Annotated in this window: 13 protein-coding genes; 6 read left to right on the forward strand and 7 right to left on the reverse strand. The window is 35.7% G+C overall.

What is annotated here, in order from left to right:
* Window positions 1-267 precede the first annotated feature (267 nt).
* Window positions 268-2634 carry an accessory Sec system translocase SecA2 gene (gene secA2 / locus AABL52_RS22575; protein WP_000935170.1) on the forward strand — a complete coding sequence of 789 codons (2367 nt, stop codon included), beginning with the start codon at window positions 268-270 and terminating at the stop codon, window positions 2632-2634.
* 14 nt (window positions 2635-2648) lie between these two features.
* The gene (locus tag AABL52_RS22580; RefSeq protein ID WP_341518475.1) at window positions 2649-3530 is read left to right on the forward strand and encodes an accessory Sec system S-layer assembly protein; all 882 of its coding nucleotides are present in this window, start codon (window positions 2649-2651) and stop codon (window positions 3528-3530) included.
* Between the two features lie 110 nt (window positions 3531-3640).
* Here AABL52_RS22580 and AABL52_RS22585 read toward each other — a convergent pair whose 3' ends face one another.
* Both AABL52_RS22585 and AABL52_RS22590 read right to left on the reverse strand, forming a co-directional pair.
* On the reverse strand, window positions 3641-4012 hold the full coding sequence (locus AABL52_RS22585) for a hypothetical protein (protein WP_000278022.1): 372 nt from the start codon (window positions 4010-4012) through the stop codon (window positions 3641-3643).
* Between the two features lie 233 nt (window positions 4013-4245).
* Window positions 4246-5760, reverse strand: coding sequence for a SulP family inorganic anion transporter (locus AABL52_RS22590; protein ID WP_341518476.1), 1515 nt, complete (start codon window positions 5758-5760; stop codon window positions 4246-4248).
* Between the two features lie 151 nt (window positions 5761-5911).
* Between AABL52_RS22590 and AABL52_RS22595 the strand changes: the two genes are divergently transcribed.
* Complete coding sequence (locus AABL52_RS22595; RefSeq protein WP_000955004.1) at window positions 5912-6376, forward strand: hypothetical protein; 465 nt, start codon at window positions 5912-5914, stop codon at window positions 6374-6376.
* Between the two features lie 78 nt (window positions 6377-6454).
* On the opposite strand, the gene AABL52_RS22600 is transcribed toward AABL52_RS22595, so the two are convergent.
* Window positions 6455-7303: a MerR family transcriptional regulator gene (locus AABL52_RS22600; RefSeq protein ID WP_341518477.1), complete on the reverse strand. Its 849-nt coding sequence runs from the start codon at window positions 7301-7303 to the stop codon at window positions 6455-6457.
* 79 nt (window positions 7304-7382) lie between these two features.
* Between AABL52_RS22600 and AABL52_RS22605 the strand changes: the two genes are divergently transcribed.
* Both AABL52_RS22605 and AABL52_RS22610 read left to right on the forward strand, forming a co-directional pair.
* Window positions 7383-8018 carry a GNAT family N-acetyltransferase gene (locus tag AABL52_RS22605; protein WP_071720897.1) on the forward strand — a complete coding sequence of 212 codons (636 nt, stop codon included), beginning with the start codon at window positions 7383-7385 and terminating at the stop codon, window positions 8016-8018.
* A 134-nt stretch (window positions 8019-8152) separates the two neighbouring features.
* Complete coding sequence (locus AABL52_RS22610) at window positions 8153-8770, forward strand: DedA family protein (protein WP_341518478.1); 618 nt, start codon at window positions 8153-8155, stop codon at window positions 8768-8770.
* Between the two features lie 91 nt (window positions 8771-8861).
* On the opposite strand, the gene AABL52_RS22615 is transcribed toward AABL52_RS22610, so the two are convergent.
* The 3 genes from AABL52_RS22615 to AABL52_RS22625 all read right to left on the reverse strand — a co-directional run bounded on the left by AABL52_RS22615 (window position 8862) and on the right by AABL52_RS22625 (window position 15928).
* Window positions 8862-12044 carry a Cna B-type domain-containing protein gene (locus tag AABL52_RS22615; protein WP_341518479.1) on the reverse strand — a complete coding sequence of 1061 codons (3183 nt, stop codon included), beginning with the start codon at window positions 12042-12044 and terminating at the stop codon, window positions 8862-8864.
* 615 nt (window positions 12045-12659) lie between these two features.
* Complete coding sequence (locus AABL52_RS22620; protein ID WP_341518480.1) at window positions 12660-14216, reverse strand: fatty acid--CoA ligase; 1557 nt, start codon at window positions 14214-14216, stop codon at window positions 12660-12662.
* A 221-nt stretch (window positions 14217-14437) separates the two neighbouring features.
* Window positions 14438-15928, reverse strand: a complete 1491-nt coding sequence (locus tag AABL52_RS22625) for a coproporphyrinogen III oxidase (protein ID WP_341518481.1) — start codon at window positions 15926-15928, stop codon at window positions 14438-14440.
* A gap of 260 nt (window positions 15929-16188) precedes the next feature.
* Here AABL52_RS22625 and AABL52_RS22630 point away from each other — a divergent pair, with 260 nt between their 5' ends.
* On the forward strand, window positions 16189-17928 hold the full coding sequence (locus tag AABL52_RS22630) for an S-layer homology domain-containing protein (RefSeq protein WP_341518482.1): 1740 nt from the start codon (window positions 16189-16191) through the stop codon (window positions 17926-17928).
* A 40-nt stretch (window positions 17929-17968) separates the two neighbouring features.
* Here AABL52_RS22630 and AABL52_RS22635 read toward each other — a convergent pair whose 3' ends face one another.
* On the reverse strand, window positions 17969-18838 hold the full coding sequence (locus AABL52_RS22635; RefSeq protein WP_341518483.1) for a Cof-type HAD-IIB family hydrolase: 870 nt from the start codon (window positions 18836-18838) through the stop codon (window positions 17969-17971).
* Window positions 18839-18873: the final 35 nt, after the last annotated feature.

Here is an 18873-nt window from a genome sequence, read left to right on the forward strand (position 1 = left end):
TTTCAATATATAATTTCCATACCTATTACATCATAAAATGAGATAACTATATTCTTCTCTTTTTTGAAAAATTTCACTTTATCTCATTTAGCTATCATACCAAATTTATTATACATTGAATACTCTCTTTCTTTACGGCTTTTAAATATATCATATGTAATAACAACTTATTTCTATCCAGTTTTTTCTTCAATTTACTACTTCTACTTATTCCGGATAAACATGTGCTATAATGTAGCTATTGTCAGTAAGAGGAGTGTTTACAACATGCTGAATTCGGTAAAAAAGCTGTTAGGAGATTCTCAAAAGAGAAAACTAAAAAAATATGAACAACTTGTTCAAGAAATTAATAATCTAGAAGAAAAACTATCTGATTTATCTGATGAAGACTTACGTCATAAAACGATCACCTTTAAAAACATGCTAAACGATGGAAAAACAGTGGATGATATAAAAGCAGAGGCGTTCGCTGTTGTACGTGAAGCTGCAAAGCGTGTACTTGGATTACGTCACTATGATGTGCAGTTAATTGGTGGTCTTGTACTATTAGAAGGTAATATTGCAGAGATGCCAACTGGCGAAGGAAAAACATTAGTTTCTTCTCTTCCAACATACGTACGTGCTCTTGAAGGAAAAGGTGTTCACGTTATTACTGTAAACGACTATTTAGCAAAACGAGATAAAGAATTAATTGGCCAAGTTCATGAATTTCTAGGTTTAAAGGTTGGATTGAATATTCCTCAAATCGATCCTTCCGAAAAGAAACTTGCTTACGAAGCTGATATTACATATGGTATTGGAACAGAATTTGGCTTTGACTATCTACGTGATAATATGGCCTCTTCAAAAAATGAGCAGGTACAACGTCCCTATCATTTTGCTATTATCGATGAGATTGATAGCGTTTTAATTGATGAAGCGAAGACGCCTCTTATTATCGCTGGTAAGAAATCAAGCAGCTCTGATTTACACTATTTATGTGCAAAAGTTATTAAGTCATTCCAGGATACCCTTCATTACACGTACGATGCAGAAACGAAATCTGCTAGTTTTACAGAAGACGGTATTACAAAAACAGAAGATTTATTTGATATCGATAACCTATATGATTTAGAACATCAAACTTTATATCATTATATGATTCAAGCATTACGAGCTCATGTCGCTTTCCAATGTGATGTTGACTATATTGTACATGATGAAAAAATTCTACTTGTAGATATTTTCACAGGCCGCGTTATGGATGGTCGCTCTTTAAGTGATGGTTTACACCAAGCTCTTGAAGCAAAAGAAGGTTTAGAAATCACAGAAGAAAACCAAACACAGGCATCGATTACAATTCAAAACTTCTTCCGTATGTATCCAGCATTATCTGGTATGACAGGTACAGCAAAAACGGAAGAGAAAGAATTTAACCGTGTATATAACATGGAAGTTATGCCGATTCCAACAAACCGTCCTATCATTCGTGAAGACAAAAATGACGTCGTGTACGTATCAGCCGATGCTAAATATAAAGCTGTACGTGAAGATGTTTTAAAACACAATAAACAAGGACGCCCGATTTTAATTGGGACAATGTCTATTTTACAATCAGAAACCGTTGCTCGTTACTTAGATGAAGCGAATATTACATATCAATTATTAAATGCAAAAAGTGCAGAGCAAGAGGCCGATTTAATCGCAACAGCTGGACAAAAAGGACAAATTACAATTGCGACGAATATGGCCGGACGAGGTACTGATATTTTACTAGGTGAAGGTGTCCATGAAATTGGTGGATTACATGTAATCGGGACAGAACGCCATGAATCAAGACGCGTTGACAATCAGCTAAAAGGTCGTGCTGGTCGTCAAGGAGATCCAGGTAGCTCTCAGTTCTTCCTTTCTTTAGAAGATGAAATGCTAAAACGTTTCGCACAAGAAGAAGTCGAGAAATTAAATAAATCACTGAAAACAGATGAAACAGGACTTATTCTAACTTCTAAAGTCCATGATTTCGTGAACCGTACACAATTAATTTGTGAAGGTAGCCATTTCTCAATGCGTGAGTACAATTTAAAATTAGATGATGTAATAAATGACCAACGTAACGTTATTTATAAATTACGTAATAACTTGTTACAAGAAGATACAAATATGATTGAACTTATTATTCCAATGATTGATCATGCTGTAGAAGCCATTTCTAAGCAATATCTTTTAGAAGGTATGCTTCCGGAAGAATGGGATTTCGCTCGTTTAACAGAAAATATAAACGAAATTCTACCAGTAACAAACATGCCATCACTATCAGCGAATAATGTGCATTCACCGGAAGATTTACAATCCGTTTTGAAAGAAACATTATCTCTTTATAAAGAGCGCGTAAATGAACTAAATAGCCATACTGATTTACAACAGTCGCTACGCTACGTTGCCCTTCATTTCCTAGATCAGAACTGGGTAAATCACTTAGATGCGATGACCCACTTAAAAGAAGGCATCGGGCTAAGACAATATCAACAAGAAGACCCTACACGTCTTTATCAAAAAGAAGGTTTAGATATCTTTTTATACACATATGGTAATTTCGAAAAAGAAATGTGCCGCTATGTTGCAAGACATTTAGGTGTTCCTGAAAACGTACAATAACGAGGTGAAAGATTATGTTATCATTCCTAAAAAGAGCTAAGAAAAGCGGAAAAGATACGACTGTCTCTAGTAATCAATTATTCGGACAAGAAGAAACAAATACTGAAAATAAAACTGTAAAACCAACGCTTTACTTCCACCCAAGCTGGGGTGCAGTAGCACAAGAACAAAAATACATTTATCAATTTTTACATAAAGAACTAACACCTTTACAAGAATATCAAATTTCTTTATCTGGAATTGAGATTGAAAAACGTGATAATGGTTATGACGTAGCTGTATTTATTCGTAGCACTGTTCCGAAACCAATTTCTTTCGAAGAGGTTACATTAATCCTTCTAAATAAAGAGGAGAAACTATGTGCTCGCAAAACATTTAACCTTTCTGCATTAGGAGATATTCCTGCAAATGTAAATATGCCATTCATCTTTACATTTGAGCAAGAAACAATTACAGATGCTGAATTATCGCAAACAGATTGGGAATTAGCATTTGAACTTGAAAGTAAGCATGCATTAGATTTAGATCCATCTTGGGAAGCTCAGTTACCTGAAGCAAGCAAAGAAGCTTTACGTAATTTCGTAGACAATTTAACACCTCCAAATGATGGTGAAATTAACTTCCTAGGTCTGCAAGCTGCAAGAAAAGAAAACGGTGATTTACATACAACGCTTCTTATTCGTAACGGTTGCAAAGACAACATTCAACTAGAGCAACTTCCTCTTCATATTGAAGATGCTTCAGGTTCAGTTGTTGTGAAAGGTGCTTTCACATTGCCGAATCTTGAAATTAAAGCGAACACTACAAAACCGTGGTCATTTGTCTTCCCTGCTTCATCTATATTAAAAGAAGATATGGATTTATCTTCTTGGAAAGCGTTTGTACCACAAGACTAATAAGAGAGGCTGCTTCCAAAGCAGCCTCTCTTATTCTTTTTCATACAAAAAGCCTGTTCAAAAAGATGGTCATCACACCTCCTTGGACAGGCTTTTTCTTTATGTAAAATTTACTTCGTTACTAATAAACGTTCAATATGATATTCAGCTTCTAACTTGCACATTTCATCTACGTGTTTCACTTTATCTTTCTTTAATTGCTCTACTTGCTCTTCGCTCGGCTCTTCATTAATAAGCTCGTTAATTTTTTCATTCACTTTCACCGCTAACGCTTGATGGAAATCTGGATGTTCTTTCAACTCATCATCTACTTTATTGATCCAAGTTGACTTTGTGTATAAATATTGTTTCCACTGTTCAACAAATTGCTGCATATCAAATTTTTCTTCATTCCATTCAATTTCTTTCATATACTTCTCAAAAGAAACAACAATTGATCGCGTAATCCCGATCTTCACTCCATGTGGTAACTGTTTGTACATCAAATATTCCCTCCAGCTTAAAGCTCTTCCTTCTGAATATAAAGGAATCTCAAAATTCATATACCTTATTATAATAGCACATTGCTAATCTAAGATGTTACTATACTGTGTAGAAAATCAATTGTCAACAAACGTTAAACATCTAGATATACAAATTTCATATATGAAAAACAAAGGATAAATAATAAAAACTTTCACACCCTACATAGCATTCTGTGTGAAAGTCCTTATTATTACATCGCTTCAGTTTCCGAAAATTGTAATTTCTCTTTTTGCTCATCATTCGCCAACGTCACTATCGTCTTTTCAACATGCGGATGTACATGTTCTAGCGTCACACTCGCACCCGCTTTATCCGACTGCTCAACAAAGTTTAACAACGCCATAGCTCCTGATACATCCATATAGCGCACATCTTTCATACGTAAAACAACCGGAGACTTTACGTCTTGTAACGCATAAAAAATACGATCCACTGTTAAAAAAGAAAGTGGGCCTTTAATTTTATACGTCGCTCCCTTTTCTTTTACAATAGAAGCTTTACGTTCTTTACATTTCACCATATATATAATGAACGAAAGAATAATACCGAACGCAACAGCAATCATTAAATCAAACTTCACTGTGACAACCATCGTGACAAGCATAACAATGACATCACCTTTTGGTGCTACATGCATTTTCTTCATGCTTTCCCAATCAAACATGCCAATACCAGTTAAAATTAAAATACCTGATAATACAGCAAGCGGAATGTATTGCACGACTGATCCAAGTCCCATAATGAAAATAAATAATATAACACTATGCATACTTGCTGAAAGCGCCGTTTTACCACCGCTTCTTATATTCACGATAGACCTTACAGTCGCACCTGCTCCTGCTAATCCGCCAAACAATCCGCTCACCATGTTACCAATACCTTGTCCGACCAGTTCTTTATTACTTTTATGACGTGTACCCGTCACATTATCCATTACAACCGATGTTAACAACGAGTCAATCGATCCTAATAAAGCAATACTAAGCGCTGGTAAAATAAGTTCTGCGATGCCTGTTCCACTTAAAGATGGAATATGAAGCGTCGGCATCGCTTCTGGAATCGTCCCGATCTTCTCAATCACCTTATTTAATGACAGATCGCCGATAATCGGCAACTTCACTGTAAGCCCTTCTAACGCAGAAGAAAATAAAGGAAGCAAAGCAGTCACACCGACTAATGCAACTAAACTAGATGGAATAGCCTTAATCCATTTTCCAGAAACAATCATTACAATAATCGTTAATACTACGAGTAGAAAACTATTTTGCACATGCTTTATTTCACCTAAAATAATAATTAATGCGATTCCGTTCATAAATCCTGAAACGACAGGATACGGAATGTACCTCACGTAAGAGCCAAGCTTACATATACCGAATAAAATTTGAAACAGTCCCGCCATCATAAAGGCTATAAAACTCGCCTCTAATCCGTGCGTCGCAATAACGCCTGTTGCAATAACCGTAATCGGTCCAGTTGGCCCTGTAACCTGACCCGGTGTACCACCGAACAACGCCGCAAATAAACCTGCAAAAATCGCACCATACAATCCAACTAGTGCTCCCTCAGACGTTCCCGTTGCAGCAATACCAAATGCAATGGCAAGTGGCAACGCAACAATCGCAACAGTAAAACCAGCTAAACATTCCTTTGCTATTTTTTGAAACATATAAATAACCACCTTCACATTAAGTCCACGTTCCATTGTACACCTAAAAGAATATATTCGTTAGCCCACTTTTTACAGTATCGTGACGTAAACGCATTCAATTATAAGCCTCTCCTTACCTTTGGAAACTATTATAACTATGGTATAATGAACAAATTAAATCTTTTATTATATATTTGGAGGCACTATGCTAACTTTTGAAGAAAAATTATCGATTATTGAATCTTTCCCTGAATTAGAAAGAAAGAACGTATCATTAAAACGCGTGAACTTTCACTTTGAAGAAAGTCGTTTAGATAAAAAGAACGTTGTATATCATTTACATCCAAACGGAAACGGATTTGTATATGCAAATGGTATTAAAGGTTATAAAACGGATGATAAAGGTATGATTAACATCCGCGAGTTTTCAGCAGAAGAGTTACGTTCAGTAATTGAGCAATCAATTGAACTATTATCACAAGAAGAAATCGTTGTTCCTGCAGAACCTGCAAAAGAAGAAGAATGGCATAACGAAGACGGTCATATCCTTACTCTTATCTCAGAGGATGATATGTGGAACGTGTACGCTGGTGTAAACTTAGACGGTACATTCAACTCTTATCCAGAAGCTGCGGAATACCTTGATGAAGAAGGTTTTTCACGTAAATAATACGATTCAATGAGACCGTCCCATTTTTAGGGACGGTCTCTCTTATTAAATAAGTAGGCGCCCCCTAAATGTATAGCATCAAAACTTCTTATTCTCACTATCCCCTATCAAAATTTGAATTTGACAACTATACGTCTCCGCATTAAAAATATCACTAACTAACTCCACTTCAATAAAACTCTCCACTTCTATATTATTTTCTTTTATATATTTAATCATAGTATTTCTACGTTCCTCTTCATTCTCTTTACTATACGCTAACGTTATATATTTTCCGCCCGGTAATACTTTTATATTTTGCATTTCTTCCATATGTACATCATCTCGTACTTTATTAAATACATACTTCGGTTCTACATCCCAATTTGCATTTACGTTGTAGAGAATTCCCATATCCATGTCCATCTTCTCTTCATAATCTTGCACGATTTTCTCTAAATCGGAATAATACAGTAACTCCTGCAAACTCCCTACTTCTTTACAAGGCGCAACAACGACATAACGCTGTTCAAAAAATTCAATAGATATTTCATCATTCTTTAATATTTCCTGTGAACTCACTACTTTCGCATGTAAATCATCAATCGTTTCCATTACCTCTTTCATTTTCTTTATATGCTCTTCCGCTTCTTCTCTCTTCACTTGTAAAAACCGCAGCAATTTATCTGTATTACATTCCTTAAAAATCTCCTGCAGTTCTACTATGCTCGTGTTCAACTCTCGACAGCTTTTTATAATATCAATGTGAATAAATTGATCTATCGAATAATATCTATACCCCGTTGATTCATCAACATGTTTTGGAATGAGAATCCCCATCTTATGGTAGTATCTTAGCGCTTTTATCGTAATATCCTTTATTTTTGCAACTTCTCCAATAGAAAATAACTTCTTCATTTGTATCTCTTCCCTTATATTTTTTCGCATACAACCATTGACTCTCCCCTTAGAGGAGACCTTACTATTTATAATAAGTCATTTACATTAATAAAGGGAGTATACAATTATGAACACAGTAAAATACAGAAGTCTTGTTAAGGAAGACTATGAGCCTATAAAACATTTAATCGGTGAAGCATTTGGATTTAATGAATTCATTGCCGATAAAAACTTCTTAAACTCAGTATTAAACTTTTATTTACACAGTTGTATTTTAGGGAGTTCCTTCAGTAAAGTAGCTGAAAAAGATAATAAAGTGATTGGTGTCATTTTAGGCGATTCTGAAAAAGATAAAAACCGTTTAAAGAGATTCCATAATACTATTAGCTTTGCCTTTAACACGCTAAAACTATTCATAACGAATAAAGAGAATAGAGAATTTTTAAAAGCATTTATACAAGTACAAAAAACATATAAAGAACTCATTCAAGGAAAAGAAGATCAATTTCAAGGCTGTATACAATTATTCATCGTATCCGAAGAATCAAGAGGTCTTGGAGTTGGGAAGTCTTTACTAAGTCATTTATTCCAATACATGAAAAAAGAAGACGTAACATCTTTATATTTATATACAGATAACGAATGCAACTATGAATTTTATGACAGACAAAACTTCCAACGTATACAAGAAAAAGCCGTTAATTTCGGACCAACAGAAGAAGATTTCAACGTATTTTTGTACCGCTATAACTTTAACTCATAGTAATATGTACACTTCAATGCTCTTTGCTACTTAGCAAAGAGCTATATTGAGTAGGATCAAATAAAAAAACTTCCGCTATTATCCGTTCAAGTCGATTCAAATAGAGGGAACTCACTATAAAAGGAGTGCACAACATGGAATGGATTCACGAATTATTTCAACAATATGGGTATTATGTAGTACTTGTCGGTTTACTTTTAGAATATATTGCGCTTCCATTTCCAGGGGAGCCTACATTAGCCTATGCAGGATTTTTATCACACCAAGGTGCTTTAAGTCTACCCATTTTAATTCTATTATCCTTTATTGGGACAAGTGTAGGTATGACATTCCAGTACTTTGTAGGAAATAAACTAGGCATGCCCTTCATTCAGAAGTACGGGAAATATGTATTTTTAACTCAAAAGAAAATTAATGTAACAAAAATGTGGTTCGATAAATACGGCTATTTTCTAATCTTTATCGCCTTTTTCATCCCAGGTGTCCGTCATTTCACAGGGTACTTTGCAGGAATTATCAACTTACCATTTCGCCGCTTTGCGATAACAATTTATTCAGGTGCTCTATTTTGGGTATCCTTCTTCTTGATTGGCGGTTATTGGTTAGGTGAAAATTCAGATGAGATCTTCCAAATACTCGGGCAACACATATGGAAAATTCTGTTCGGTATAATTATCATTACGCTAATCACCCGATTTCGTAAAAACATAAAGCATATGATTTTAAAACGTATCAATTCAAACAATACTTAACAAGGAAAATTCAGCTTAGCTACGTACAAGAATAATAAAAAGCGAAGACCTATAGTCTCCGCTTTTTTTACATGCATTTTAACTTTCATCATTAATTTTTCGAACGTCTAAACAATCTCGCACCTAAAATTAATGCAAACATACCCGCAATAACAGAAGTAGCTTCAGTTGATGCTCCACCTGTTTGAGGAAGTACTTTGGATTGCTTATTATCTTCTTTACTAGATGATACTTCCAATTGCTCTTTTGTTGTTTCTTCTTTATTTTCTTTCTCTAGGTTTACCCAAATCTCCGGCTTCTCTTTTATCTCTGGTCTTTCTAGCACCTTTGGCTCTTCCGGCTTTTCTTCTTTTATTTCTTCTGTTGTTTCTTCTTTATTCTCTTCTTCTGGTTTCACATGAATTTCCGGCTTCTCCGTAACTTCTGGCTTCTCTAGCTCTTTCGGCTCTTCTGTCACCTTTGGTTCTTCCGGTTTTTCTTCTTTGATTTCTTCTGTTGTTTCTTCTTCAACTTGCTCTTCTTCTGGTTTTACATGAATTTCCGGCTTCTCCGTAACTTCTGGCTTCTCTAGCTCTTTCGGCTCTTCTGTCACCTTTGGTTCTTCCGGTTTTTCTTCTTTGATTTCTTCTGTTGTTTCTTCTTCAACTTGCTCTTCTTCTGGTTTTACATGAATTTCCGGCTTCTCCGTAACTTCTGGCTTCTCTAGCTCTTTCGGCTCTTCTGTTACTTTTGGTGTTTCCGGCTTTTCTTCTTTTATTTCTTCTGTCGTTCCTTCTTCAACTTGCTCTTCTTCTGGTTTCACATGAATTTCCGGCTTCTCCGTAACTTCTGGCTTCTCTAGCTCTTTTGGCTCTTCTGTTACTTTCGGTTCTTCCGGCTTTTCTTCTTTTATTTCTTCTGTCGTTCCTTCTTCAACTTGCTCTTCTTCTGGTTTCACATGAATTTCCGGCTTCTCCGTAACTTCTGGCTTCTCCAGCTCTTTCGGCTCTTCTGTCACTTTCGGTGTTTCCGGTTTTTCTTCTTTTATTTCTTCTGTTGTTCCTTCTTCAACTTGCTCTTCTTCTGGTTTTACATGAATTTCCGGCTTCTCCGTAACTTCTGGCTTCTCCAGCTCTTTCGGCTCTTCTGTCACTTTTGGTGTTTCCGGTTTTTCTTCTTTTATTTCTTCTATTGTCTCTTCTTCAACTTGCTCTTCTTCTGGTTTTACATGAATTTCCGGCTTCTCCGTAACTTCTGGCTTCTCCAGCTCTTTCGGCTCTTCTGTCACTTTTGGTGTTTCCGGTTTTTCTTCTTTTATTTCTTCTATTGTCTCTTCTTCAACTTGCTCTTCTTCTGGTTTTACATGAATTTCCGGCTTCTCCGTAACTTCTGGCTTCTCCAGCTCTTTCGGCTCTTCTGTCACTTTTGGTGTTTCCGGTTTTTCTTCTTTTATTTCTTCTATTGTCTCTTCTTCAACTTGCTCTTCTTCTGGTTTTACATGAATTTCCGGCTTCTCCGTAACTTCTGGCTTCTCTAGCTCTTTCGGCTCTTCTGTTACTTTTGGTTCTTCCGGTTTTTCTTCTTTTATTTCTTCTGTTGTTTCTTCTTCAACTTTTTCTTCTTCTGGTTTTACATGAATTTCCGGCTTCTCCGTAACTTCTGGCTTCTCTAGCTCTTTTGGCTCTTCTGTTACTTTTGGTGTTTCTGGGTTAGTTGGAGCTTCCAGTTCTTCTATCAATTCTTCTTTACCTTGTTCTTCTACTTCTGTTACTTCGTGGATTTTTATATTTGTAATATCATATCCGTTAACTTTCGATTGATATCCTGATACTGGTTGTTCTTTCACTTCATACGTATAAGCTTTTCCGGCATTATCAACTGCTGGTAACTTTCCAAACTCATATTTCCAATCATTTGCTGCCGTAACTTCTTTCGTTGTAATGACTTTACCATTTTGTAGTAAATCTACTTTAATCGTTTTTGGGCGATCGTTTACTTTGTCGCCTTCCCACGTTTTCGTTCCTGCAACAGATGTAGTTTTTAACTTATTTGAAATCATAAGTTTAATTCCATTTACAACATCCTGCTTAATTGCAAAAGAAATTTTTGCTTTCGGATCAAACTCTACGTAGTTCGGCGCAGCGATTTCTTGCACATAGTAATTACCTGGAGCAAGGTTTGGCGCTTCAACTATTCCGTCTTGATTTGTTGTATAGGAATCACCAATTTGCTGACCTGACTCTGTAAACAATTTAAAAGAAACACCTGGAATAAACTTATTCTCGTCTCCTTCAATATGTTTAACAATCTGCAACGTTCCTTTCGCAGGTAAAACCCCTTCAGCCCCGCCGCCAAACGATATATTTTCAACCTTTACACTATTAGATTCAGAAATAGGTTTCTCATGTAAAATTTGATAATCAAGCTTGTAGTCATTTTGTAGATGTTTCAACTTTTTCCCGCTATCAGTAATCGTTGATGTATAGAAAATAGTAAACGACGTAGCGTTCGCCATATGCCTATAAATTACAACTTCAAATGAGTTATCACTTGTAAGCTTAATGTAGCCATAACCTCGGTCTTGAAATTGTTTAAGAGACAAATATTCTTTATTATTAATAGTAATAGTAAAACTATCTTTATTTAGCGTTTGTCCTTCTTGTAACGTATCTTTTAAAACAATATTGTCATGTAAATATTGTTTCTTTAAATTTATATTTAAAAACCAACGCACTTCATTACTTTTGTCTGGCTGAATATCACCAGATTTATAGAAAAAGATCCCCGGTTCTGTACCCTCTCCTTTTGGATGCGTAATACTTACCGTTTGTTTTTCTAAATCTGTCCCTAAATTCGTTTGTACATCTTTCGTCTTTCCTGCTTCAACATTCGTACCTTGAACAGTGAAATTAAAGTTCCCTCTAATATTCTCAAGCTTCTCTACGGTATCATTAAATGTACAAACTACATTATTTGCATTAATTTGGCACGTGCCAAAAACACGCCCTGCCTCATCCTTTAACGCAATTGTGCCACTATAACCTTTTAATTCTGGAGGAAGTGCTAACGTTAATGTATCCCCAGACTTCATCTTCTTTCCGGGTTTTTCACTAAAGTTTACATGTATCGTAGTCTTTTCTCCATAACTTAATTTCGTCTTTTCAAATGCAAAACTATCAACAAATCCTGTTGCGTTTAATTCTTGAGCATGCCCTATGATGGGCGTAAAAACTTGTCCAATGATAACAGTAAAAATAAAACAAATTACAGATATTCTTTTTAAATATGTACTCATAAAACCTCCAATGTTAATTGTTAAACTTTTTAGCCGTGAGATCTATTCCACCCAAAATACCCCTTAAACTAAGGGGGTACGGACTAAAGATTATTTGCAGCATCAAACCATCGTTAGTTCTACAACATAAAGTAATAAACAATACAATTCATTCACTATATTGTGTTCATTCCTACTTTTTTTCGGGCAGCCAACAATAAATACTATTCCTAATAAAAACACATTACAAGACTGTTCATTTACATATTAATTTGTTACTATATTCATGCTACCAAAATATACTAAATGACCACTTTATTCATAGAGTCATCTGATGACTGACCTTCTTTATCTTTCATCGATAATTCTCCTCTAATACCTTTATTCCACTCTTACTAAATTTATTATTTTAACATCTATAAAATCTACCTGAAAAATTCAAAAAAACCCTTATTTAAAGCGGACTTTATACATTTATAAGCAAAATGTAATCCCTTAAAAAATATTTTTATATAATAATAAAAGAGAGTTTAAATAGAAAATACATACCATTTTTTCAATCGTTTTCAAAAAAATAAAGCTACCTTTTCTTATGAAAAAAGATAGCTTTATTTGTATAGACGACTGCTCTACACCCTATTGTTTTGCACCTTTCAACGACTCTCTCAACACAAACTTTTGTAATTTCCCACTCGCATTACGAGGAAGTTCATCCACAAATAAATAATGACGCGGACGTTTATAATCTGCTAATTCATCACTATTTTTACAATATAATTCCAATTCTTCTTCTGTAATCGCTTCATCTTTCTTTACAATAACAGCCACAACACGTTCTCCCCATAATTCATCTGGCTCACCAAGCACCGCAACATCTAATACACCAGGATGACTATGAAGGAAATCTTCAATTTCACGTGGATAGATATTAACGCCTCCGCTAATTACCATATCATCCACACGATCTGCGACGAATAAATAGCCATCTTTATCGAAATAACCTAAATCACCAGAGTGATACCATCCTTTATACATCGATTTTGCATTTGCTTCTTCTCGGTTATGATAACCAGCCATCATAGTTGGGCCGCGCAAAATAATCTCCCCCACTTCATAAGGAGGCAATACATCATCTGGCTCTGCTGGTGCATCATCGCTTGGTTTTACGATGCGGATTTCATGACTAAAGCATGGTGTTCCCGCTGAACCTGCTTTCGTTATTTGATCTTCTTCTACGAGAAACGCAACAACTGGTCCCATTTCTGTCATTCCGTAAATTTGTACAAGATCAATATAAAGACGTTCTTTACATTCCTTCACTAGCGCTGGAGCCATCGCCGCTCCTCCATATATACCAATCTTCATCGATGTTAAATCGTACTGTGTTAAATCTTTTTGCAGTAACATATTCCACATCGTCGGTGCTGCAAAAAACGTCGTAATCTTCTCTTCTTGAATCGTATGTAATACTCTATCCGTATCAAAGTGATGTAAAATAACATTCTTTCCACCAACTTGAATGCGCGGAATGATTCCAGCATTTAACTCGCCGCAATGATATAAAGGCGCCACTACAAGCCCAGCACTATCTCTATTATATTTTAAGAAATACGTACAAATCATACTATGCTCAGCCATTTCACGATGGCGATGTAATACGCCTTTCGGATGACCTGTCGTACCGCTCGTATACAGCATAGAACAATAATCCATTTCATCAATTTCGATATCTACTTTGTCAGAAGATGCTTCATTAACTTTTTCATGGTAAGAACTAGCATAGGAAGGTGTATCGTCTTCTACATACCAAAAAGACGAATTTGGAAAATCTCGTTCAATGATAGCAACAGTTGATTCAACTGCTTTTTCAAAAACTACTACTTTCGAGGCTGCATCTTGGAGGATATACGATAATTCTTTTGCTTTTAAACGGAAGTTAATCGGGTTAAAGATTGCCCCAATTTTCGCACAGGCTAAGTAAACGTTTACAAATTCACGGCAATTATATAAGTAAACAGATACAGTATCTCCCTTTCTTACCCCTTCTTTCAATAGTGCTTGCGCCGTTTTATTTATTTGCTCATCCCACTGTTTATATGTCCAGCGAATGTTTTTTTCCGGCTCTACTAACGCCTCTTTATTCGGATACTTACCAACAGCTAAATCAAATATTCTCCCTATCGTCATGTACATGCCAACAATTTCCCCCTTTTCTCTTTCATAAATCTATCATTTCGTCCATAAGTAGACATTGTCCTCTAATGTTTTGACTAATTTTTCTGATTATTATCGACATAGTTTTACAAACAGTGCCGTTTATCGATAAGTGAAATTATATCGACCACAACTTGAATCAACCCACAAATAGCGGAATAAAAAAGAGGCTGTTCCAAATCGGAACAACCTCTTTCTTCTTATACAAATAGCTCTTCTAAAATTTTCAGTTTGTCTTCTGTATATTTTACGAAGCCATCGTTATATGATTTTGGATCTTTCGGATTTGCGAAGTGCGTAATTGCACCTGTCTTCGGATGAACAAACTTACTTGATGCACCACAGCCAAGTCCGATAATTGATTGAACTTCTTCCATAATAACAATGTTATAAATGCTTTCTTGCGTCGGCATTGCATAACCAACGTTCTCTAAGTTACCTAAAATGTTCTTTTGACGATATAGGTAATATGGTACGTAATTATGCTTTTGCGTCCACTCTTCTGCTTCGTGCATCATCGCTGTAATTTCTTCGCGACCAGCTACTTTATATTTACGTTTGTTTTGCGTCATTTCAGAAGCACGTTTGAATGATAACGTATGAACTGTTAACGATTCTGGCATTAACTTTTCTGTCTCATCTAACGTATTCTTGAAGATATCTAGCCCTTCACCAGGAAGACCAATAATTAAGTCCATATTAATATTGTTCATTCCCATTTCACGAGCTAAGTGATACTTCTCAATTGTTTCTTCTACAGTATGGTGACGTCCAATTGCTTTTAATGTTTCTTGATGGTATGACTGCGGATTAATACTAATACGGTCAATGTTCCATTTATTTAACACTTCTAGCTTCGCTGGCGTAATTGTATCGGGGCGACCTGCCTCAACTGTTACTTCACGCACATTTTTTACATCTGGAAACGCTTCATACATTTCTTCATATAGCATATCCATCTCTTCTGCTGTAATACTTGTTGGTGTACCGCCGCCATAATAAATCGTCGTAACTGTTACACCTTTTTCTTTTAAAAACTTACCAATTTCACGAACTTCATAATGTAAACCACCTAAGAATGAATCAACAGAGCCTTGGCGTCCGTTAATTGCATAAGCCGGGAATGTACAATATGCACATTTTGTTGGGCAGAATGGAATACCGATATAAATACTTACTTCCTCTTTCAAACGGTATAAATCTGGAACTACCGCTAATTGGCAATCCACAATACGCTGAAGAAGTTCAATTTTCTCTTCATGAATTAAATAGCTTTCACGAAGTTCTTGATGTGCTTCTTCTTTTGACATACCATTTTGAAGCATTTTATGAAGAAGTTTTGTCGGACGAACTCCTGTTAAAATGCCCCAGCTTTGCTCAAGACCAGTTAACTGCTGAAGAACAGAAAGATATACATAAGAAACAACGTGCTTCACTTGCTTCATACGCTCTTTTTCATCTGTGAAAGCAGATAAATCTTTTGCGAATGTTTCTTCATACACATTTCCAGTAGCAACATCTGTTAAACGAGCAGATGCTTTCACATTCTCTTCAATGTGTATATCAACAATTAGATTTGCTTCCTCTTGTTCAAATCCAATCGTACTATCTTCAAAAAATAAGCCGCCAATATTTTGCAGCGGACGTAAAAAACGATCATCTTGTAACGTTTTAATTGAAATTAACAACATTATCACCTTTTCATTTGCAAACTCTCTTTAGTTTACTTGAAGGGCGTTTGTAGGTCAATACAGAAGGTTTTACCTTATTTCTATATCCTATTTAAAACAAACTGAATATTGGTTTTTCACGAACTTTCCCTAGTTATATAGACATTAGAATATACTCTTGTTACAATCTAGAACGTATTAGTACTTGATACTAATTTAAAATACATCTAAAGGAGGACTTTTAACACGACATAGATACTATAACGTGTTAAAAAACAACTATGAAAAAAAGGTTTTACAACATTTTTGCACTATCTTTGGCATTACAAACATTTGTAGCACCTACCCTTTCATTCGCAGAAAATATAGAGAAAACTGCAGAATTGTCTATTGATGAACAAGCTTTAAAAAGCATTGAAGAACATGCAAAGCAGCATAGACATGACGAAGAAAACGACCTTGAAATCTCGGGTGAATATCTTCTCCACTTATCAACAAAACTTCCACTATACGATACAAACGACTTACAAACCAAAACAAATATTGAAATTGCTGAACCGGTAGTAAAAGCAACGAAGAAAAAAGGTAATGCATATTACGTACAAACTACATCCGGTTCTGGTTGGGTTAATAAGGAAAATAATAGTTTAGAAGTACAAGAAATTCATAAACTTTCAACTCAAAAGCTAATTGTAACTGAAGAAACGTCAGTATATTCATTCCCTTTCCAATCGTTTAAAGAAGAAACGACATTACAGCCACAAACAGTAGTTCCTACTGAACAAGCTGGGAATTGGTTTAAACTTCAAATGAATGGAACTGAAAAATGGATTTATGCACCTTCAGCTACATTTGAAGGTACGAAAGCATCATTATTTGAAAAAACAGGTTCTATCGAAAAAAGAAGCGCAACTTTCTTCAAAACACCATCTAATTTGCCTACAAATAACGTTTATGGTGTTACGTTTAAAGAAATGATCGTTCCAAAAGGGAATGAAAACATTCGTCCTGGCTACGCAATGGAACCGAAGTACATTACAATTCATGAAACTGCTAATACGAGTAAAGGTGCTAACGCGTTAAATCATGCAAAGTACCTAGATAGCCAAGCCCGCGGAAATACTGATCGTTCAGCATCTTGGCATTTTACAGTAGATGACAAAGAAATTTATCAACATCTTCCATTAAATGAAGTTGGTTGGCATGCTGGAAATAAGACAGGAAACTATGAATCTATCGGAATTGAAATTGCTGTGAATAGTGATGGAAATTATACGAAAGCGGTAGAAAATGCCCGGAAATTAGCTGCTTATTTAATGAACGAATTAAACATATCTCTAGATCACGTTCAAAAGCATCAATTTTGGAGCGGAAAAAACTGCCCTGCATTTATGATTCAGCGCGGACAATGGGATGCTTTCTTAAAGGGCACGAATGCTTACTATAATGAAAATCGTAAAGATGTTATTCCGCCGCCAGAAGTCCCTCATGAAAAAGACGATATTACAGGTGGATGGTATGAACAAGACATTCGCCAGTTAGCGGCTAGAAAAATCATGTTCGGTGATGGAAATGGTTCTTACTGGCCAAACCGCCTCGTAACACGAGCTGAGTTTGCAAATTTAATGTCGAGAGCTTTAAAATTACCAGCTGGAAACGCTAAATTTACAGACTTAAACGAAGCGCATCCATCTTTAGTAGACGGAATTAATCGTGCCGCTAGCGCAGGTATCATTAATGGTCGTGGAAATAATAAATTTGATCCAACCGCTACAATAACACGTGATGAAGCTGTTATTATGATTGACCGTGCATTAGCATATAACTCAATTTATAGAAAAGAAATGAAATTACCATTCATTGACCAAGATTTAGCATACGATAAGAAGGCATTACAAAATGTTTACGCATACGGAATCGTAAAAGGGAACGAACGGAATGAATTCGTACCAAAAGGCACAGCAACACGTGCTGAAGCAGCCGCATTTTTAAATCGAATGCTTAAAGTTATTGAAGCTTAAACATGAAAAAACGTAGCGTATTCGCTACGTTTTTCTTTCATCATTTCGGTGTATTTTTATGATTCTTCAAAAACGGAAGCGGGAATTGCTTACGGAAATGTTCTTTAATCATATACTCTACACCGTTCTCACTATTTGAACGTGTAATCCAGTCAGCTGCTTGTTTTAACTCTACAGGCGAGTTCCCCATTGCTACCCCGAGTCCTACATTTTCAATTATTTCTAGATCTTCTAAACTATCTCCAATCGCAACCATTTCGTTTAGCGAAATATTTAAATGCTCTCCAAGCAATTGTAATCCACGTAATTTTGATACATTTTGCGGCAAAATTTCTATTCGTTTTGAATCACACTCAACATACTCTATATCTTGGAATGCTTTTCTTAATGTATTTAGCCCTCGTTCTTTTTCACCTTTACTTTGGAAAATAACATCAATTTTTGGTGCCGCTACTGGATGATCACGGAGCGCATCACCTAACGAGTCTACAAACTGAACAGGATAAAATAACGGATCTGCGCTTGATAATACAGTACGCGCAATTAAGTTTGGTGTATTTCTCTCACGATTTCCGATTGAAAATCGTTCATGAGAAATGCGGACGTTACAATCGAAGTGCTCTAACACTTGCACAATGTTAAACGTCTTCTCTTCTGATAATCTTCTTTGAACGTACGGCTTATCTAACATCGCTGAAACGAAAGCACCGCCATGTGTCACTAATATAGAATCTAATTTTAACGCCTTTGCTACCTTATAAGCGGATTGAAAATTACGACTCGTAAATAATGTAACGTATACATCTTTTCTTTTCACAAATTCAATCGTTTCTCTTAATCCTTTTGCAATTTTTCCGTTGTTGTATAGTAGTGTCCCATCTATATTAAGAGCTAGTAAGCGATAAATCATGTCGCACTCCCCCTCTTCGCTGTTGTACTCTATCC

Origin of the sequence: Bacillus paramobilis, from assembly GCF_038096195.1 — a bacterium.
Classification (GTDB): domain Bacteria; phylum Bacillota; class Bacilli; order Bacillales; family Bacillaceae_G; genus Bacillus_A; species Bacillus_A mobilis.

Coding starts and splice junctions, on each gene's coding strand:
- secA2 (WP_000935170.1), top strand. CDS start 268: ATGCTGAATTCGGTAAAAAAGCTGTTAGGAGATTCTCAAAAGAGAAAA.
- AABL52_RS22580 (WP_341518475.1), top strand. CDS start 2,649: ATGTTATCATTCCTAAAAAGAGCTAAGAAAAGCGGAAAAGATACGACT.
- AABL52_RS22585 (WP_000278022.1), bottom strand. CDS start 4,012: ATGTACAAACAGTTACCACATGGAGTGAAGATCGGGATTACGCGATCA.
- AABL52_RS22590 (WP_341518476.1), bottom strand. CDS start 5,760: ATGGAACGTGGACTTAATGTGAAGGTGGTTATTTATATGTTTCAAAAA.
- AABL52_RS22595 (WP_000955004.1), top strand. CDS start 5,912: ATGCTAACTTTTGAAGAAAAATTATCGATTATTGAATCTTTCCCTGAA.
- AABL52_RS22600 (WP_341518477.1), bottom strand. CDS start 7,303: ATGCGAAAAAATATAAGGGAAGAGATACAAATGAAGAAGTTATTTTCT.
- AABL52_RS22605 (WP_071720897.1), top strand. CDS start 7,383: ATGAACACAGTAAAATACAGAAGTCTTGTTAAGGAAGACTATGAGCCT.
- AABL52_RS22610 (WP_341518478.1), top strand. CDS start 8,153: ATGGAATGGATTCACGAATTATTTCAACAATATGGGTATTATGTAGTA.
- AABL52_RS22615 (WP_341518479.1), bottom strand. CDS start 12,044: ATGAGTACATATTTAAAAAGAATATCTGTAATTTGTTTTATTTTTACT.
- AABL52_RS22620 (WP_341518480.1), bottom strand. CDS start 14,216: ATGTACATGACGATAGGGAGAATATTTGATTTAGCTGTTGGTAAGTAT.
- AABL52_RS22625 (WP_341518481.1), bottom strand. CDS start 15,928: ATGTTGTTAATTTCAATTAAAACGTTACAAGATGATCGTTTTTTACGT.
- AABL52_RS22630 (WP_341518482.1), top strand. CDS start 16,189: ATGAAAAAAAGGTTTTACAACATTTTTGCACTATCTTTGGCATTACAA.
- AABL52_RS22635 (WP_341518483.1), bottom strand. CDS start 18,838: ATGATTTATCGCTTACTAGCTCTTAATATAGATGGGACACTACTATAC.